14 protein-coding genes are annotated in these 17,478 nt (G+C 43.9%); 9 read left to right on the plus strand and 5 right to left on the minus strand.

Features of this window, described 5'->3' with window-relative positions; all coding sequences use genetic code 11:
- The first annotated feature begins 7 nt into the window (after window positions 1-7).
- The 4 genes from F2B13_RS03790 (at window position 8) to F2B13_RS03805 (ending at window position 5,232) form a co-directional block, all read left to right on the plus strand.
- Window positions 8-694: an SGNH/GDSL hydrolase family protein gene (locus tag F2B13_RS03790; RefSeq protein ID WP_149275948.1), complete on the plus strand. Its 687-nt coding sequence runs from the start codon at window positions 8-10 to the stop codon at window positions 692-694.
- 18 nt (window positions 695-712) lie between these two features.
- Window positions 713-1,843 (plus strand): Gfo/Idh/MocA family protein, encoded by a 1,131-nt coding sequence (locus tag F2B13_RS03795; RefSeq protein WP_149275949.1) that lies wholly within the window; start codon window positions 713-715, stop codon window positions 1,841-1,843.
- Window positions 1,844-2,035: 192 nt separating this feature from the next.
- Window positions 2,036-3,760, plus strand: coding sequence for a phytoene desaturase family protein (locus tag F2B13_RS03800; RefSeq protein WP_149275950.1), 1,725 nt, complete (start codon window positions 2,036-2,038; stop codon window positions 3,758-3,760).
- A 23-nt stretch (window positions 3,761-3,783) separates the two neighbouring features.
- A complete protein-coding gene (locus tag F2B13_RS03805; RefSeq protein ID WP_149303279.1) occupies window positions 3,784-5,232 on the plus strand; it encodes an arylsulfatase in 1,449 nt (482 codons plus the stop codon).
- A gap of 47 nt (window positions 5,233-5,279) precedes the next feature.
- Here F2B13_RS03805 and F2B13_RS03810 read toward each other — a convergent pair whose 3' ends face one another.
- The 3 genes from F2B13_RS03810 to F2B13_RS03820 all read right to left on the minus strand — a co-directional run bounded on the left by F2B13_RS03810 (window position 5,280) and on the right by F2B13_RS03820 (window position 8,124).
- A complete protein-coding gene (locus F2B13_RS03810; RefSeq protein WP_198439829.1) occupies window positions 5,280-6,044 on the minus strand; it encodes an SDR family NAD(P)-dependent oxidoreductase in 765 nt (254 codons plus the stop codon).
- 89 nt (window positions 6,045-6,133) lie between these two features.
- On the minus strand, window positions 6,134-7,150 hold the full coding sequence (locus tag F2B13_RS03815) for a zinc-dependent alcohol dehydrogenase (protein WP_149303281.1): 1,017 nt from the start codon (window positions 7,148-7,150) through the stop codon (window positions 6,134-6,136).
- Between the two features lie 89 nt (window positions 7,151-7,239).
- A complete protein-coding gene (locus F2B13_RS03820) occupies window positions 7,240-8,124 on the minus strand; it encodes a phytanoyl-CoA dioxygenase family protein (protein ID WP_149303283.1) in 885 nt (294 codons plus the stop codon).
- 61 nt (window positions 8,125-8,185) lie between these two features.
- Here F2B13_RS03820 and F2B13_RS03825 point away from each other — a divergent pair, with 61 nt between their 5' ends.
- From F2B13_RS03825 to F2B13_RS03845, 5 genes are read left to right on the plus strand one after another with little or no spacing between them, the layout of a single operon-like run.
- Complete coding sequence (locus tag F2B13_RS03825) at window positions 8,186-9,199, plus strand: zinc-binding alcohol dehydrogenase family protein (RefSeq protein WP_149303285.1); 1,014 nt, start codon at window positions 8,186-8,188, stop codon at window positions 9,197-9,199.
- Between the two features lie 42 nt (window positions 9,200-9,241).
- Window positions 9,242-10,069 (plus strand): amidohydrolase family protein, encoded by an 828-nt coding sequence (locus tag F2B13_RS03830; RefSeq protein WP_149303287.1) that lies wholly within the window; start codon window positions 9,242-9,244, stop codon window positions 10,067-10,069.
- Window positions 10,070-10,101: 32 nt separating this feature from the next.
- Entirely contained in the window at window positions 10,102-10,896 is a 795-nt protein-coding gene (locus tag F2B13_RS03835) for an SDR family oxidoreductase (RefSeq protein ID WP_149303288.1), read from the plus strand.
- Between the two features lie 20 nt (window positions 10,897-10,916).
- Complete coding sequence (gene fucP, locus F2B13_RS03840; protein WP_149275958.1) at window positions 10,917-12,242, plus strand: L-fucose:H+ symporter permease; 1,326 nt, start codon at window positions 10,917-10,919, stop codon at window positions 12,240-12,242.
- 12 nt (window positions 12,243-12,254) lie between these two features.
- Window positions 12,255-12,602 carry an L-rhamnose mutarotase gene (locus F2B13_RS03845; RefSeq protein ID WP_149303290.1) on the plus strand — a complete coding sequence of 116 codons (348 nt, stop codon included), beginning with the start codon at window positions 12,255-12,257 and terminating at the stop codon, window positions 12,600-12,602.
- 38 nt (window positions 12,603-12,640) lie between these two features.
- Here the strand turns inward: F2B13_RS03845 and F2B13_RS03850 are convergent, their stop codons facing one another.
- On the minus strand, window positions 12,641-14,164 hold the full coding sequence (locus tag F2B13_RS03850; protein ID WP_149303292.1) for a DUF1501 domain-containing protein: 1,524 nt from the start codon (window positions 14,162-14,164) through the stop codon (window positions 12,641-12,643).
- Window positions 14,165-14,167: 3 nt separating this feature from the next.
- Window positions 14,168-17,470, minus strand: coding sequence for a DUF1553 domain-containing protein (locus F2B13_RS03855; RefSeq protein WP_317131988.1), 3,303 nt, complete (start codon window positions 17,468-17,470; stop codon window positions 14,168-14,170).
- Window positions 17,471-17,478: the final 8 nt, after the last annotated feature.

Below are 17,478 nucleotides of genomic sequence, written 5' to 3' on the forward strand. Positions count from 1 at the left end.
TAGCTATATGAAAATTCAACTAACCCTTCTCGCATTTATAATGGCATTCTTTTCGTTCAAAAACAGTAAGGCCCAAGATTGGCCAAATCTTAAACAGTTTCAAAAAGCCAATATGGCATTGGAGAAGCCCCAACCCGATGAAAACCGTGTGGTCTTCATGGGCAATTCGATCACCATCGGCTGGTTGAACTCCAGACCTGAATTTTTCGAGAACAAGCCCTATATCAATCGCGGTATTAGTGGGCAAACTACCCCACAGATGCTTCTTAGATTTCGGCAAGATGTCATTGCCCTTCAGCCTAAAGTGGTAGTATTGTTGGCCGGAACGAACGATATTGCCGGAAATACGGGGCCCTCGAGCCTTGAAATGATTATGGACAACATCAAATCAATGGCAGAACTTGCCCGGGCAAATCAAATCAAGGTGGTGCTCTGTTCAACGCTTCCCGCCTTTGATTATCCTTGGAAACCGGGAGTGGAACCTGCGGAAAAAATTGTGAACTTGAATACAATGATAAAAGCATATGCCCAAAAGGAAGGATTTGTGTATCTCGATTATTTTTCAGCACTGGCAGATAGTCGCAACGGTCTTCCAAAGAAATATGCAAAAGATGGAGTGCATCCTACCGTCGAAGGGTACAAAGTAATGGAACCCATGGTCGAAAAAGCAATTGACAAGGCCTTAACCCAATAGCACCTAAAAACTTTCAAAATGAAGAATTTAACAGGCATTGTTCTCATAGTGCTACAGATGGCTCTAGGTTGGTCACAGGAATCCGCCAGACCTTCCACGGTTGAGCCGCTACGTGTTGGTGTAGTCGGCCTGGTTCACGATCATGTAGGTTGGATCTTAGATCGTGGGAAAATGGGAGACATCGAGATTGTGGGCATCGTCGAGCCAAATAAAGAGTTGGCCAAGAGACGATTAAAACGTTATGGATATTCCATGGATCTGGTTTATGATACTCTTGAAGAAATGGTGGAAGCCACCAAGCCCGAGGCCGTCAATGCCTTCAACAGTACATACGATCATTTGAAAACAGTGCAGTATTGCGCCCCGAGGGGCATTCATATAATGGTGGAGAAGCCACTGGCCGTTAGTTGGGAACATGTCAAAGAAATGGCTGCCTTGGCCAAAAAACACAATATTCACCTGCTTACCAATTATGAGACCACTTGGTATGGAAGCAATCATAAGGCCTACTCGTTCATCAAATCGAAAAATGCCATCGGTGATACGCGTAGAATAATCTTTCATACAGGACATAAGGGACCGATTGAAATTGGTTGCACCCCGGAATTTTTAGCGTGGTTGACCGATCCTATTCTTAATGGAGCAGGAGCGTTGATGGACTTCGGCTGTTACGGGGCAAACCTTACGACTTGGCTTATGGATGGCACCCCTCCGGAATCGGTTACTTGCCTTACCAAACAGATAAAGCCGGCGCTGTATCCAAAAGTTGATGATGATGCCACGATTATTTTGAACTACCCTGAGGCCGAGGTTATCATCCAGGCCTCATGGAACTGGCCCCATAACGTTAAGGATATGGAAGTATACGGCACGACCGGTTTCATCAAATGTAAGAATGGCACCAATATGGAAATAATGACCGATGAAAAGAAAGGAATGTCAGAAATAAAGGCCGACCCCTTGGCCAAAGGGTATGATGATCCTTTTGCCTTATTTCAAAAGGTCGTAAAAGAAGATTATAAGATTCACCCTAACGACCCTACAGCCCTTGAAAATAATATTCTAGTAGTTCAAATTCTCGAAGCGGCCAAAGAATCGGCCAAAACAGGGCAAACCATACTATGGAAAGAGATGTACCCTTCGCAATAATTCAGTACTTGACAAAAATAGAAACAACCGAAAAACTGAGGGTTTCAGATAGCACCTTAAAAGAAGAATAGAAAAGAACCGACCTCCATTGTTGCTAACGAACGCCTCATAAAACCCTTTTTTTCGGAAAGGTGCATAGTTCAAACCTCAATTTTCTTTCTATATTCAACTTTTGTAACTAATAGATAGCAAATGTCATTAACAGATACGGCTACAATATCAGAGAAGCGACCTGATTCCGAGCAGGAAAAATGGGACACGATAATTATAGGTTCAGGAGTAGGTGGGTTGGCCACTGCTATCTGCCTAGCCCGATCCGGCCAGAAAGTTTTGGTGCTTGAACAACATGATGTACCTGGTGGTTGGTGCCATAGCTTTTACCTGAACGGACATCGCTTTACGCCCGGCGTTCATTATTTAGGTCTTTTGGGCGAAGGTGAACCCACCAACGATCTGTATCGCGGATTAGGTATAGCCAACGACTTGGTTTTCTTCAGGATGAATCCAGAGGCCTACGAACATGTGTATATCGGCGAAAACCATTTTGATTTTCCCGCTAGTTATGAAAAATTGATTGAAAGGCTTTCGCAGAGGTTCCCAAGGGAAAAGAAGCGCATCGAGACCTATCTGAACTTGATACGCAAAGTGAGCGAAGAACTCTATTCCCTACCTTATATCAAGGGTTTCTGGCAAAAATTGACCCTGCCCTATCGCACCAGGCACTTTGGTAAATATGGAATGTTCAGCCTCCAAAGGGTTATCAAATGGCATATAAAAGATCGACTACTTCGCAATATCTTGAATGTACAATGTGGTGACCACGGGGTGTCTCCGAAAAAAGTACCCTTCGTTTTACATAGTGCGACTATGTACCACTATTTACAAGGAGGTTATTACCCTATGGGGGGTGGAGGAGCCTTGGTCAAGGCCATGACGAATGTCATTAAACGATTTAATGGGGTTATTCGCACAAAGGAAGCCGTGCAGCTAATAATATTGGATGGTGATCATAAAAAACGAGCTGTTGGTGTGGTTCTTCAAAACGGCACGCATATATATGCTGATCGAATCGTCTCGAATGTAGATGTCGGTATTACGTATAATACATTGGTAGGCACTCAAAACCTGAGTGCCAAACTCCAGAAAAAATTAGAGAACACTACCTATTCATGTACTTCCTTAATGTTATTTCTGACGGTGGATATGGATTTACGGAAGGCGGGTATGGATTCTGGTAATATATGGATGATGCCCAATCGTGATACGGCCGATATTTACGAAGGGATATCGAAAAACGACATTTCCAAGGGTGAGGCCTTCGAAGCGATGTTCATCAGTTGTACTACCCTTAAAGACCCTACCAGTTTTGATGGAAAACATCACACGCTAGAGGTGATAACCTACATTGATTACAAGGCATTCGAAAAGTTCGCCGATAAACACGAGGCCCGTTCGCCCGAATACCTCGAATTCAAGGAAGTCTTGACCCAAAAAATGCTCAAAGGACTCGAAAAAGTAATACCTGGTATTACCTCACATATTGTACATTGCGAATTAGGAACTCCGTTAACCAATGAATTCTATATCAATACTACTAGAGGAAATGTATATGGTACCGAAAAAAGCCTCCGCCATATCGGCCCTTTCGCCTATCGTGCAAAAAGTGAAATCGAAAACCTATACCTATGCGGCGCCAGTATCCTTTCCCATGGCGTAGCAGGTGCCTCCCATTCTGGAGTAGAAACAGCCGCCCAAATTCTGGGTTGTACTTCGGACGAGCTTAAATCTCCAGCAGAAGATCAAAAGCTTAGAATTTATGAGGCCGAAGATAGCAGCGATTATCCCGAATGGATATTGAATAAAATAAAAGTACGTCACAAAAAAAGCTCCCCTAGAGCTTTAAGTAAAACTTCTTAATTCAGAAATCAGTAAAGGATATAATGAAAAATCGCATTGCCATCTTCGCCATTCTTTGGGCCGTGACAGCCTGTAAAGAGATAAAAAAGGAAGAAAAACTCTCCGAGCACATCAAGCCTAACATTGTGTACATATTGGCCGACGACTTAGGCTATGGAGATTTAAGCTTTACCGGTCAAACTAAATTCGAAACCCCCAATATCGACAGGCTGGCCCGACAAGGCTTGTTTTTTACCCAGCACTACTCCGGGGCAACGGTTTGTGCCCCTTCCCGTTCGGCCCTGATGACAGGGCTACACACGGGGCATACTCCCGTTCGCGGCAATAAAGAGGTTCAGCCTGAAGGCCAATGGCCCCTTCCTGCAGAGACCATAACCTTGGCGGAGAGACTACAGCAAAAAGGGTACACCACAGGGGCTTTTGGAAAGTGGGGACTTGGATATCCTGGTTCTGAAGGCGATCCTTTAAATCAAGGCTTTGATCGATTTTATGGCTATAATTGTCAACGTCTTGGACACAATTATTACCCTTATTATTTATGGGATAATGACAAGAAACAGGATTTGAAAGAAAACGAAGGTCTGAAAAAGGGCCAATATGCCCCCTTACTGATTCACGAACAGGCACTATCTTTTATCGAGACCTACAAAGAAAGGCCTTTTTTTCTCTACTATCCCAGTATAATTCCACATGCTGAATTGGTCGCCCCGAAGAAATATATGGACCAATACCAAGGGGAATTCGAACCTGAAAAACCCTTTGAAGGTAAAGACGGTGGTGAAGGATATCGACAAGGGCCTTACGAATCTCAGGAAAACCCCCATGCCGCCTTTGCGGCAATGGTCACCTTGTTGGATGACCAGGTGGGAGAAATTATGTCAAAACTTGATGAGCTGGGGCTTGCAGAAAACACTTTGGTAATTTTCACTTCTGATAACGGTCCTCATTTGGAAGGGGGCGCAGACCCTGATTATTTTGATAGCAACGGACCTTTTAGAGGATACAAAAGGGATTTGTACGAAGGAGGTATCCACGTTCCGATGATAGCCCGATGGAAAGGAAAAATTAAAGAAAATAGTAAAACCAACCATGTATCCGCTTTTTGGGACATAATGCCTACCCTTCTAGACGCCGTTGACGGTGAGTCGGGAGTAAATGGGGACGGCATCTCTTTTTTACCTACTCTTTTAGGTAGGGGAAATCAAGCCGAGCATAAAAGCTTGTACTGGGAGTTTCACGAAAAAGGAGGGCGACAAGCCCTTAGAAAAGGTGATTGGAAGTTGGTTCGCTATAATGTCGACAAAAACGGTCCTTATGAGCTTTATGATTTAAGCAATGATCCGGGCGAAACAAAAGATCTTGCTCGGCAAATGCCCGATAAGGTCTCAGAATTATCGAAGATTCTTGAATCTAGTAGGACACCTTCCGAGATTTTCCAATTCGGGCAAAATGCCTACCAAGCTGAACCCTGAACAAATAGGTATCTATTCGGTAAAAGAAAGTAGACCATCAACGGTACTTAACGTCCCATCCACCCCCCGTCGACCAGCATGACTTGGCCGTTCATATACCTTGAGGCTGCCGAGCATAAAAAAACAATAGGGCCCTTAAAATCATCGGGCTGCCCCCATCTCCCAGCGGGTATTCGAGCAAGAATTGATTCGGAACGCTCCGGATTATTGCGCAAAGCCTCTGTATTATCCGTACTGATATAACCAGGTGCAATCGCATTGACATTAACACCTTTTCCTGCCCATTCATTGGAAAAAGCCATGGTCATCTGACCCACCGCCCCTTTGCTTGCGGCATAGCCTGGCACGGTGATACCTCCCTGAAAGGTCAAGAGGGAAGCCGTGAAAACAATTTTGCCATCGCCCCTTGCTACCATCTCCTTTCCGATTTCACGAGTAATTATGAACTGGGCGGTCTGATTAATCTCGATCACCTTGTCCCAATACTCGTCGGAGTGCTCAACAGCAGGGGCCCGTAATATTGTTCCGGCATTATTCACTAAAATGTCGATTTGTGGAAAATCGTCCTTCACTTGGTTGATAAATGCATATAAAGAATCCCTTTTTCCAAAATCGCAAGTATAGGCCTTAAATTTTCTTCCTAGGCCTTCTACCTCCTGCTCCACCATACTTCCATGCTTTTCCAAAGTAGCACTTACCCCAATGATATCGGCTCCTGCTTCGGCTAGGCCTAAGGCCATAGCTTTTCCAATACCTCTTTTACAACCTGTTACCAGTGCGGTTTTTCCCTTTAGACTAAATTGATTCAGTATATTCATCTTTTGTGTTAAATATGGTTTGATTTTTTAAAATTTGCGGTATCGTGAAATCATCGTGCCCCCTAAAATCGGTCGCGGTTATGTTATAACTGACAATCCATAAGTATTTTCATGCCGTCGGGGTTTTGATCGATATTCTCAAAAACTTTTTGAATATTACTCAGAGGCTGCACATCGGTAATCATGTTTTCGAAAGGTAGCTCGTTGGCAGTTATTAGAGTAATGGCCCTCTCATAATCCTCCCTTTCATATACACGGGCACCAATCAGCTTTAATTCTTTCCAGAAAAATTTAAAGAGGTCTACCTCTCTTTTCTGGCCGTGAATAGCCACCATAAGAATTCTTCCTCGAATTCCGGCGACTTCCGTCATCATGTCCAGTGCGGGTTGAACCCCCGCGACTTCGAACACGACATCAGCCCGACGACCTTCCGTTTTTTCTTTGACATATTCGACGAAATCTACCTTTGTCGGGTTTATAGCGTTCAGACCAAGCTCCTTCGCTTTGAGTATTCTTTTTTCATTTACTTCAGAAACAATCACACGTGCACCGGCATGCTTGGCCACCATCGCTACTAGAAGCCCAATGGGCCCTCCTCCTATTACAACCGCCGTTTCGCCAGATTTAAGGCCACTTAGACGTACATCATGAACCGCTACAGATAGGGGTTCTATTAAAGCCGCCAACTTCAAATCGGTCTCCCCTTTGAGTTTATGAAGCGTAAAAGCCGGCACGTTCCAATATTGTTGCATGGAACCTGGACTATCAATTCCGATGAACTTTAGATTTTCGCAGATATGGTTAAAACCTTTGTCGGATGGTTGTGCCCCCCTATCATCTAATGGGCGAACAACTACCTTATCACCGACGGCGTATCCGCTTACCTCTTCCCCTACAGCATCTACAGTACCGGACATTTCGTGGCCAATGGTCATTGGTATGGGTACTCTTTTATCCATCATGCCATGATATATATGAACATCGGTACCACAAACCCCTGTGTAAGCGACCTTTATTCTCACCTCGTCTGCTCGTGGCTTTTCCATCTGCCTTTCGACAATTGAAAATGTTTTATTACCGGTATATAGGGTAGCTCTCAAAGCATTTCAATTTTAAGGATTACAAGAATAGTATTTATAACCGTGTTACACAAAATCAAGGCTTCGGTTTTTTAAAATTTGAAGAAAGTCTATAAGCCCTCAAAAAGCAACGGAAAAAATTTCCCGCCCATTTTTTCCCCTTTGGAAATGGGAGGTACACCCGCCAAAAGTTGTTCATCGGTATTACTCACGGTTCCGTCAGCAAATACGTTAAGTACAAAAGCACGTCTACTCATTTCCGATTTATTTTCGTAAGAACCGTGTACCATCAACGGATGATGAAACGTAGCATAGCCCTTTTTGAGCTCAATGGCAACCGGATGACGGAACTGTTCCTTTTGTGCATCGCTCAGAGCACTGAACAACCCGTTCATATCACCTGCCAAGTTTGGGGCGTCGAGCAAGCCCCATCTATGACTTTTGGGAATATAATGAAGACAGCCATTTTCCGTAGTGGCGTCGTCCAGACCGCACCAACAAGTTAAGTGCTGCATGGCGATCGTACGGGTCCAATACGAGTAATCTTGATGCCAAGCCACTACCCCACCGTGTTTGGAAGGCTTGCAGAACAACTGATCATGCCAGAAACGTACCGGCCTATCTTCAAGAAGTTGATAGGCGGCCATTACGAATGCAGGGTTCCAAAGTACATCATGAAAACCTTTTGTAATTCTCCAATGGCCCAATGAATGGAATAGAACAGCATCCGGATCTTCCGATTCATTACTGTGAAATTCATAGAACAGGTCATGTGCCGGGTGTGAAGGGTCTAAAATTTCATCAAGCTCATTTCGCAATACCTCAATTTGATGATCCTCCAGCAGTTTAATGCCCGATACATATCCCTGCTCATGAAAATGAGCCACTTGATCATCGGTTAATCGATACTGATTCCACTGATCTTCAGATTTGGGCCATACAAACAAATCGGAAATTAGGCCGTGCCGGTTTGCTAAATCAAGAGCATTTGCCATTCTTATTAATTTTATATCATTTCCTCAAATTTAGCAATTCAAAATTGTATTTTTAGCACCTATGAAATATATAGTTTGTGAAAAACCGGGTCAATTTATCCTGAAGGAAAAGAAAAAACCTAAAAGAAAGCCAGGAGAAGCACTATTAAAGATAAAAAAGGTCGGTATATGTGGTACCGACTTTCATGCCTACGCCGGAAATCAAGCATTCTTCTCCTATCCCCGTATTTTAGGTCATGAACTGGCTTCGCAGGTGGTTGAGATAGACGAGAATCCGCAGGGTATCAAAGCGGGAGACAACGTGGTCGTCATGCCCTATATTAGCTGTCAAAAATGTGTGGCCTGCCGCAACGGTAAAACCAATTGTTGTTCAAACATTCAAGTGTTGGGCGTACACACAGATGGCGGTATGCAAGACTACATCACCGTTCCAACAGCGTTATTATTACGCGCAGAGGGTTTGAGCGACAATCAAATGGCGGTGGTAGAACCCTTGGCAATCGGTGCACATGCGGTTCGCCGTTCAGGAGTAAAAGCAGGGGAAGCTATAGTAGTAGTAGGTTGTGGGCCTATTGGAATCGGAATAATGAAATTGGCACAAATAGCTGGTGCGAAGGTGATAGGCATAGATATGAACCAAAATCGTCTTGATTACGTATTGCGCGATATCGGTATTGACCATGCGATCCTTGGAGGGAAAAATGCCGTAGAAAAGGTAGCTGAAATAACCGGAGGTGATTTGGCCACCGCTGTTTTTGACGCCACTGGGCATAAAGGAGCTTTAGAATCCGGACCGGATTATATGTCACATGGCGGAAGATATATTTTAGTGGGGCTATCAAAAGGCGAGCTTGCTTTCAAGCATCCAGATATCCATGCCAAGGAAACGACTATTCTTTGTAGTCGTAATGCCACGTTCGAAGATTTTGAAAATGTAATCTCCATTTTGAGAAAGGGAAAATTTCCGATAGAGTCTTTTGTGACCCACAACGCTTCTTTTTCTGAAATGATTGCAAATTTTGATCAATGGCTAGACCCTAAGAGTGGGGTCATCAAAGCCACTGTTGACTTTTAAAACGTTCAGGAAAACAATTAACCTCTCAATGGCACAAACGTGATGAAAATAGATAGTCATCAACATTTTTGGTACTACGAGCCGGTAAAACATGCATGGATCGATGACGACATGGCCGAAATTCGTAAGAATTTCTTGCCCCAAGATTTGAAAACGGTTTATCAGAATAACAATATAGATGGCTGCGTGGCCGTTCAAGCAGACCAGACTTTGGCCGAAACGGATTTCTTACTTGGGCTAGCCGGAGAAAACGACTTTATAAAAGGTGTCGTGGGATGGGTCGATTTAAGATCAGACCGTGTGGATTCCGATTTAGAAAGATATTATTCTTACGAAAAATTAAAAGGTTGGCGCCATATCGTTCAAGGTGAAACCGACCATAACTTTTTATTGCGTCCTGCATTTCTCCGAGGAATCTCTTACTTGGAAAAATATGGTTATGCGTATGATATTTTGGTTTTCCCTCATCAATTGGGGGCCGTTTTGGAATTTGTCAAACATTTTCCACATCAAAAATTTGTAATCGACCATATGGCAAAACCTTATATAAAAGACGGGTACTATGACGGCTGGGCGGTACTTATGCAAGAAATTGCCAAGCACGAAAATGTACATTGCAAGGTGTCGGGCATGATTACGGAAGCAAATTATCATTCTTGGACAGCGGAACAGCTACATCCGTATTTAGCACTCGTACTAGAGGCCTTTGGCCCTAAAAGGTTGATGTTCGGTTCTGACTGGCCGGTATGTCTTGTCGCCGGTAATTATACGCAAGTACAACAAATAATCATTGATTTTATCGCAACCCTTAGCGTTGACGAACAAGAAAAAATAATGGGACTGAATGCCGTACAGTTCTACAACCTATAAACACATGAATAAAATATAACAAAAGTATAACCATGGATTTAAACTTAAGAGGAAAAGTTGTAGTCATAAGTGGAGCAGCCGGTAAAGAAGGTAGCATCGGGGAGACAATTTTGCAGCGTTTAGTAGGTGAAGGGGCCATTCCGGCTCTTATTGATAGAAACGATAGAGGCCATGGGTATATAAAAGCTATTCAGCAAAAAGGCATCGATGCCATTTTCTGCCAGACCGATGTGACAAACCCGAAAGAAATTGAACATGCCTTGACCTCCATATCAGAAAAATATGGTCGAATCGATGTAGTATTGAACAATGTAGGAGTAAACGATGGGGTCGGTCTTGATGCTTCATACGAAGAATTCATGGATTCGCTCAAACTCAATATGGTCAGTTACTTTCTCATTGTTAAACACGCCCTACCTTTATTGAAAAAATCCAAGGGAAATATTTTAAATATCGGATCAAAAGTAGCACTGACAGGCCAAGGGCGCACTTCAGGGTATGCCGCTTCGAAGGGCGGAGTCCTTGCGCTGACCCGTGAATGGGCCGTTGACCTGATTCCGTATGGTATTCGATCCAATGCTATAATTATCGCCGAAAGTTGGACCCCTTCCTACGATACATGGATCAAGACCATACCCGATGGAGCTAAAAAACTTCAATCCATAGTTAAAAAAATCCCTCTTGAAAACCGCATGACGACCCCTGATGAAATTGCGAACGTATGCCTCTTTACCATTTCCGACCGCTCATCACATACCACGGGACAATATATTTTTGTCGATGGAGGATATGTACATTTAGACCGGGCCCTTTTGACCGAAGATTAAAACAACCAATAGTATCGATTATGACCAAAAACCAAAAAACACCGGTAGTCGCAAAATCTGTGATAGTTCCTTTTATCTTGATTACGTCTTTGTTTGCCCTTTGGGGGTTGGCAAATGATATGACAAACCCCATGGTTCGAGGCTTTCAAAAAGTACTTGAGTTAACCAATACCCAAGCATCTTTGGTGCAACTGGCATTTTACGGAGGCTATTTTACTATGGCCATTCCAGCAGCCTTATTCGTGAATAGATTTTCTTATAAAAAAGGGGTTTTACTAGGCTTAGCCTTATATGCCGCTGGCGCCTTATTGTTTTATCCGGCAGCAGCGAAAGAGAGTTATGGTTTTTTCTTGGCCGCCCTCTATATTCTTACCTTTGGGCTTGCCTTTCTCGAAACGACCTCAAACCCATATATCTTGTCGATGGGTGCTGAAGAAACGGCGACCCAACGCTTGAATTTTGCACAGATGTTCAACCCGATGGGGTCGATATTGGGATTGTTAATTGCACAAAACTTTGTGCTGGGAGCACTGCAATCTGATGATACCACGGCAGACGGTACGCCCATATATGACACACTGCCCGAAGCAGCCAAGAGCGTCATACGAACAGCGGATCTTGAGATTATAAGAAATCCTTATGTCATATTAGGTCTGGTTGTGCTCTTTTTCTTTGCAATGATCAGTATCATCAAAATGCCTCAAAACAAGCATCAAGAGGCTAAGGTTAAATTTTCGGATTCGGTCAAACGATTATGGAAACAACCTAAATTTACCTTTGGTGTAGTTGCCCAAGCATTCTACGTGGGATGCCAAATTATGTGCTGGACGTACGTGTATCAATATGCCGAAACTTTGGGAATCGATGCTAAATCTGCGGTGTGGTATGGCCTCGCCGGATACATTGTCTTTTTAATCGGACGTACTGTAGGGACCGCCTTGCTCACAAAAATAGATTCTGGAAAATTATTGATGTATTTTGGAATCGGGGGCATGCTCACCTTGATAGGCGCCATTTATTTGCCCGGAATGCTGGGTATTTATTCGCTAATAGCCACTTCGTTGTTCATGTCCATTATGTTCCCAACGATTTACGGTATCGCCCTGGAAGGTCAGGGAGAGGATGCAAAGTTCGGGGCCGCATTTTTGGTCATGGCCATTGTCGGTGGTGCACTCCTACCCTACCTACAGGGCTATATACTTGACTGGGGAGGTGTGGGTTACGAAGACATCACCGTCTTGGGAGCCTCCGAAATGCGTTTCTCGTTCGTTCTTTCCTTACTTTGTCTTTTGGTGGTCGTGCTTTATGGAAGAGCCGTGTATCGAAAATACCATCGACATCTTTAATTTATAGTTTATATGAACGATACCAAAAGATTTTGTTTTTCTTGCGACCTCAAGGACAATCCCGAACTTATCGAAAAATATAAGGCGTATCATGCCCCTGGAAAAGTGTGGCCCGAAATCGTTAAGAGCATTAAGGATGCGGGAATCATCGATATGCAAATATACCTCACCGGTAACCGAATGTTTATGGTTATGGACGTTGACGAAACGTTCGACCCGGTACACAAAGCCAAAATGGATGCGGATAATCCCAAAGTTCAAGAGTGGGAAGCGCTCATGTGGAAATTTCAAGAAGCGTTACCATGGGCCAAAGAGGGAGAAAAATGGACACCCCTTGAGAAAATATTTCAATTAATCTAAATTAAGATTTAATTGAGTTCCTTGGGTGTTATTCGACCCTAGGCCAAGATATCTTTAACCACATGACCGTGAACATCAGTCAAACGGTAACGTCTGCCTTGATGTTTGAACGTCAAACGTTCATGGTCTATTCCAAATAGATGAAGAAGGGTCGCCTGAAAATCGTGAACATGCACTGGGTCTTTCACCACATTATAGCTAAAATCATCAGTTTCGCCATAGGTAAAACCAGGCTTTACCCCAGCCCCGGCCATCCACATCGTAAAAGCCTTTGGGTGGTGATCTCGACCGTAGGTGGTACTGGTCAATTGACCCTGTGAATAGACCGTACGGCCAAATTCACCTCCCCATACAACCAAGGTATCTTCGAGCATTCCCCGCTGCTTCAGGTCTTTAATCAACGCCGCGTTCGCCTGATCGGTCAGTTTGTTCTGGTTACGAACTCCACTAGGGCAACCAATGTGCTGATCCCATCCTTGGTGATAAAGTTGTACAAACTTCACGTCCTTTTCTAAGAGTTTTCGGGCCATCAAACAGTTGGCCGCATAGGTGCCGGGATCTCGACTATCTTCACCATACATCTCAAAAATATAATCCGGTTCATCGGAGATATCCGTAACCTCTGGAACGGAAGTCTGCATACGAAAAGCCATTTCATACTGGGCCATACGTGCATTTATCTCGGGGTCTCCATACACATCATGCTGTACTTGATTGAGTTTTGACAGATAGTCTAACATATTACGCCGGTCTGTACCGTCGTAATTCTCAGGATCACTCAAATAAAGTACAGGATCTTTCCCTGATCGAAATTGCACCCCTTGATGCTCGGTAGGTAAAAAACCATTTCCCCATAAACGCGAATACAGAGGCTGCCCACCCATATTCTTGGTAATCAACGTAATAAAGGTAGGTAGATTATCATTGTCAGACCCTAATCCATAACTTAACCATGAGCCTATCGAAGGGCGCCCTGGGAGTTGGCTTCCGGTCTGCAAAAAGGTAATGGCCGGATCGTGATTAATAGCGTCGGTCTGCATTGATTTTATAAAGCACAAATCATCTACGACCTCCGAGGTATGGGGCATTAACTCACTTACCCATGCCCGACATTTCCCATATTGCTTAAAATCCATGATTGATGGAGCTATGGGAAAAACCGTCTGGTCAGCACTCATACCGGTCAACCGTTGACCCTGTCGTACCGATGGTGGAAGATCTTTTCCGAACATGTCCTTAAGTTTCGGTTTATAATCCCACATATCGAGCTGCGAGGGGCCCCCACTTTGAAAAAGATAGATAATACGTTTGGCCTTAGGTTCGAAATGGGGCAAGCCTAGCGCATTTTGGGTATAAGATGCCTGTACAGCACCCTGCCCGAGTCGCGCTGGACCTTTCCCAGAAATGGCACCCCACGCCTTATCTGCATTCAAAAGGCTCCCCAGGGCCATGGCACCGATACCCAATGAAGACTTGGTCAAGAAATTTCTTCGGTCCAGCTTCCTTTCGATATCTTGAAGGTCTTTGTTCGTCGATTTTAATACTTTTTGATTATGGCACATGTGTTATCTTTTCATTATGGTTGCATCCGAATTCATAATGGTGCTTGCGACTACAGCATTAGCCGCTATCAAAGGATAATTTTCACTTTTTACCTGAAACTCACCAGTATTTAACCATCCTTTGGCTTTATCCGGATTTTTCAAAAATTTTGTGTACTCTTCATACCGAAGCGCCTCAAGAACTTCAAGTTCTTCTGAAGAGGCACTTCTGCCTGTCAATCTTCTAAAAACAGATTGAATTCCCTGTTTGATATCGGAATAAGCCGTCATACTATGGCCTAGCACCCTTGAAGCTTCGACATATGTCGGGTCGTTCATCACGACCAAAGCCTGTAGCGGCGTATTGGTTTCTTGTCTACGTACTGAACAAAATGAACGTTCAGGAGCGTCGAAGGTGGCTATGGTGGGGTTGGGCACCGAACGTTTCCAAATGGTATACATTCCCCTACGGTACAATTTTTTCCCCGTGTCTTCCTTATAACTTGCCCCGTTGATTTTCCAGAGCCCCTCGGGCTGGTAAGGCCGAACGCTAGGTCCCCCAATCTCACTGTTCATCAGACCCGATGCTACCAAAACATTATTTCTGAGCATCTCCCCCGTGAGCCTCTTAGAGGGCCCTCGAGCTAATAGGCGATTTTCTGGGTCCATCGCCAAAAGTGAGGGGCTTGACTTAGAAGCCTGCCTATATGCATTCGACATGACCATCATTTTCATTAATGATTTTACGTTCCATCCAGATTCCATAAATTCAATGGCCAACCAATCAAGCATAGCTGGGTGGGAAGGCAGTTCGCCCTGATTTCCAAAGTCTTCAACGGTTCGTACAATACCTGTTCCGAATATATTTTTCCAATAGCGGTTAACCGCCACCCTAGCCGTTAAAGGATTCTTTTTATCGGTAATCCATTGCGCCAGCCCCATTCTATTTTTAGGCAGACTATCAGGATACGGAAAAATTCGTTCCGGGGTTCTCGTATCGACCCGATCACCCGGCATGTCGTATTGACCCCGTTCTAAAACATAGGTCTCCCGCTTTTCTTCCATTTCCTTCATCACCATAATATCCTGAATAGCATCGACCGTATCGACGGCTTTTCTTTTGATGAGCTCCAATTCTTTCATTTCCTTTTGATAGCTCTTATCAAAGCTTTCTAAGTAATAGGTTTGAAGCGCTGTTCGCTCTTGTTCGGAGAGCAGGTAAGATTCTTTGTTCAAGAGTTTTTGGAATCTTTCAAAGTCCGCTAGTTGTAGTACTTCCAACCCCGTCAATGCCCTTTCATAAACCTGTATGTCATCTACCACGGCACCACCGATACCCTTTCCTCTCCACCGGGCACCGACTTGTAAACCAGGGTCTTCAGGTACTCCTTTCATTCCATAGGCATGTTTGTTGAACACGATATCCTTATATAGATTATCGACTTCGGTCTCCATATCCAAAAGAGTATCGTCTTGATAGACTTTTATGCCCTGTGCCTTGCTCGAACCATCATAAGTAAGGGTCAACTGAAGCCATTTTTCTTTGGGAAGCTTCTTCGTTGAATATTTTACTATCGCATTGGCAGGGTGAAGGTGTGCGAATAGCACCTCTAGTTTATTGTCCTTTAAAGCTAGATGATACCCCCGGAAGTTATAGAGTTTGGCACCTATGCCTTTATGTATGATAACGCCGGTCTCCAAGTCTTCTGGTATGTAGATACGGATACTCACGCTGAATGATTCGTTGCGATGAAATATGCCAACACCATTGAGATCTAACCAAGCATCGCCGTCTAATTGAAGTCCGTAACCCTCAAACCCTTTTGAGAATTTTGCCTGCTGGTCTTTCGAATGTTGCCTTTTCATGATACCCTTTTTACCAGGTCGCTCCTTATTCGCCAACGAGGGCCCTTCGAAGTCAAAGAAAGCCGTTCGACCCTGTGGCACCTTAGACGTTGCCATGCTTTTTTGATTTCCTGATTGTAACCAGGCTTTTGCTTTTTCCAAACCCTGGGATTTTCGGTCCTGTAAGGCCGTGCGTTTATCGTCTATCAAAGCATCTATAGATGCCAATAATTCATTCTGTTCTTTGGTGGGCAACAATAGTGTCGGGGCAGGCATCGACCAATCGAAAGAAATTTGCCCCGATTCACGTACGTTATTAAAAAAACTGTACATCTCATAATAGTTCTTTTGAGAAATGGGGTCGTATTTATGGTCATGGCATTTTGCACAGGCCATGGTTAAACCCAGTAATCCTTCACTCACGGTATTGGTACGATCTGCCACATATTCGGCGCGAAACTCCTCGTCGATAATTCCTCCTTCGGCGTTCTGCGGGTGTAGTCTATTAAAGGTCGTTGCCAACACCTGTTCTGTAGATGCATTTGGCATCAGATCTCCGGCTAATTGCCAAGTTATGAACTGGTCATATGGCATATTTTCATTGAATGCTTTAATCACCCAATCGCGCCATTTAGAAACATCTCTATACCGATCAACGGTATAACCATGCGTGTCTGCGTATCGAGAAAGATCCATCCAGTCAAGGGTCATCTGTTCTCCATAATGGGGCGATGTCAAAAGCCGGTCGACCTGTTTTTCATAGGCGTCGGAGGAAGTGTCTTTCAAAAAGTTTTCTATTTCTTCGAGGGTTGGAGGAAGGCCCGTTAAATCTAAACTCAACCGGCGTAATAAAATTTCCCTGTCCGCCCTAGCACTATAACCCTTATTTTTTTCTTCCAATCTGGCGAGAAAGAAGTTATCAATGGGGTTTGAAACAAGTTCTTTAGCGCTTACATCGGGCAGAGCGACCTTCTTTGGTGCAAGAAAAGCCCAGTGATCTTTATATTCGGCACCTTCTTCTACCCATTTTACCAACAGGGCCTTTTCGCGTGCCGAGAGATTAAGGTGAGAAGATGGCTCCGGCATAATGATTTCCGCATCTTTCGTCAGAATACGCCTGATTATTTCGCTATTGGCGGGCTCTTTAGGACGTATGGCATAAATTCCAGGGGTATTTTTCGATTCGGCATAGGCCAATTCACGAAGGTGTAATTGTAAACCTCCTTTTACCTTTGACTGGTCCGGACCATGGCAAATAAAACATTTATCCGAAAGAATGGGCTTTACATGTAAATTGAAATCGACCTTTTCAGGTAGGTCTCCATAAGCAACGGCCACATCTTCGGGAAGTTCGATCCCGTTGCAGGAAGCTAATATATACAATCCCAAAAGGACAAGACCTTTCTTCAAATTCCGCATAGCATCATCAAGTGATTCAATATTATCATGGTCAAAGCCGTTCTCCGTATATCTGTGACTCACAAAAGTAA

Source organism: Pareuzebyella sediminis, assembly GCF_008367235.1.
Taxonomy (GTDB): Bacteria; Bacteroidota; Bacteroidia; order Flavobacteriales; family Flavobacteriaceae; genus Pareuzebyella; species Pareuzebyella sediminis.

Excerpts from the sequence above, each read along its gene's own strand:
- F2B13_RS03830 (WP_149303287.1), top strand. The coding sequence starts at position 9,242 with ATGAAAATAGATAGTCATCAACATTTTTGGTACTACGAGCCGGTAAAA.
- F2B13_RS03790 (WP_149275948.1), top strand. The coding sequence starts at position 8 with ATGAAAATTCAACTAACCCTTCTCGCATTTATAATGGCATTCTTTTCG.
- F2B13_RS03850 (WP_149303292.1), bottom strand. The coding sequence starts at position 14,164 with ATGTGCCATAATCAAAAAGTATTAAAATCGACGAACAAAGACCTTCAA.
- F2B13_RS03835 (WP_149303288.1), top strand. The coding sequence starts at position 10,102 with ATGGATTTAAACTTAAGAGGAAAAGTTGTAGTCATAAGTGGAGCAGCC.
- F2B13_RS03845 (WP_149303290.1), top strand. The coding sequence starts at position 12,255 with ATGAACGATACCAAAAGATTTTGTTTTTCTTGCGACCTCAAGGACAAT.
- F2B13_RS03800 (WP_149275950.1), top strand. The coding sequence starts at position 2,036 with ATGTCATTAACAGATACGGCTACAATATCAGAGAAGCGACCTGATTCC.
- F2B13_RS03805 (WP_149303279.1), top strand. The coding sequence starts at position 3,784 with ATGAAAAATCGCATTGCCATCTTCGCCATTCTTTGGGCCGTGACAGCC.
- F2B13_RS03820 (WP_149303283.1), bottom strand. The coding sequence starts at position 8,124 with ATGGCAAATGCTCTTGATTTAGCAAACCGGCACGGCCTAATTTCCGAT.
- F2B13_RS03795 (WP_149275949.1), top strand. The coding sequence starts at position 713 with ATGAAGAATTTAACAGGCATTGTTCTCATAGTGCTACAGATGGCTCTA.
- F2B13_RS03825 (WP_149303285.1), top strand. The coding sequence starts at position 8,186 with ATGAAATATATAGTTTGTGAAAAACCGGGTCAATTTATCCTGAAGGAA.
- fucP (WP_149275958.1), top strand. The coding sequence starts at position 10,917 with ATGACCAAAAACCAAAAAACACCGGTAGTCGCAAAATCTGTGATAGTT.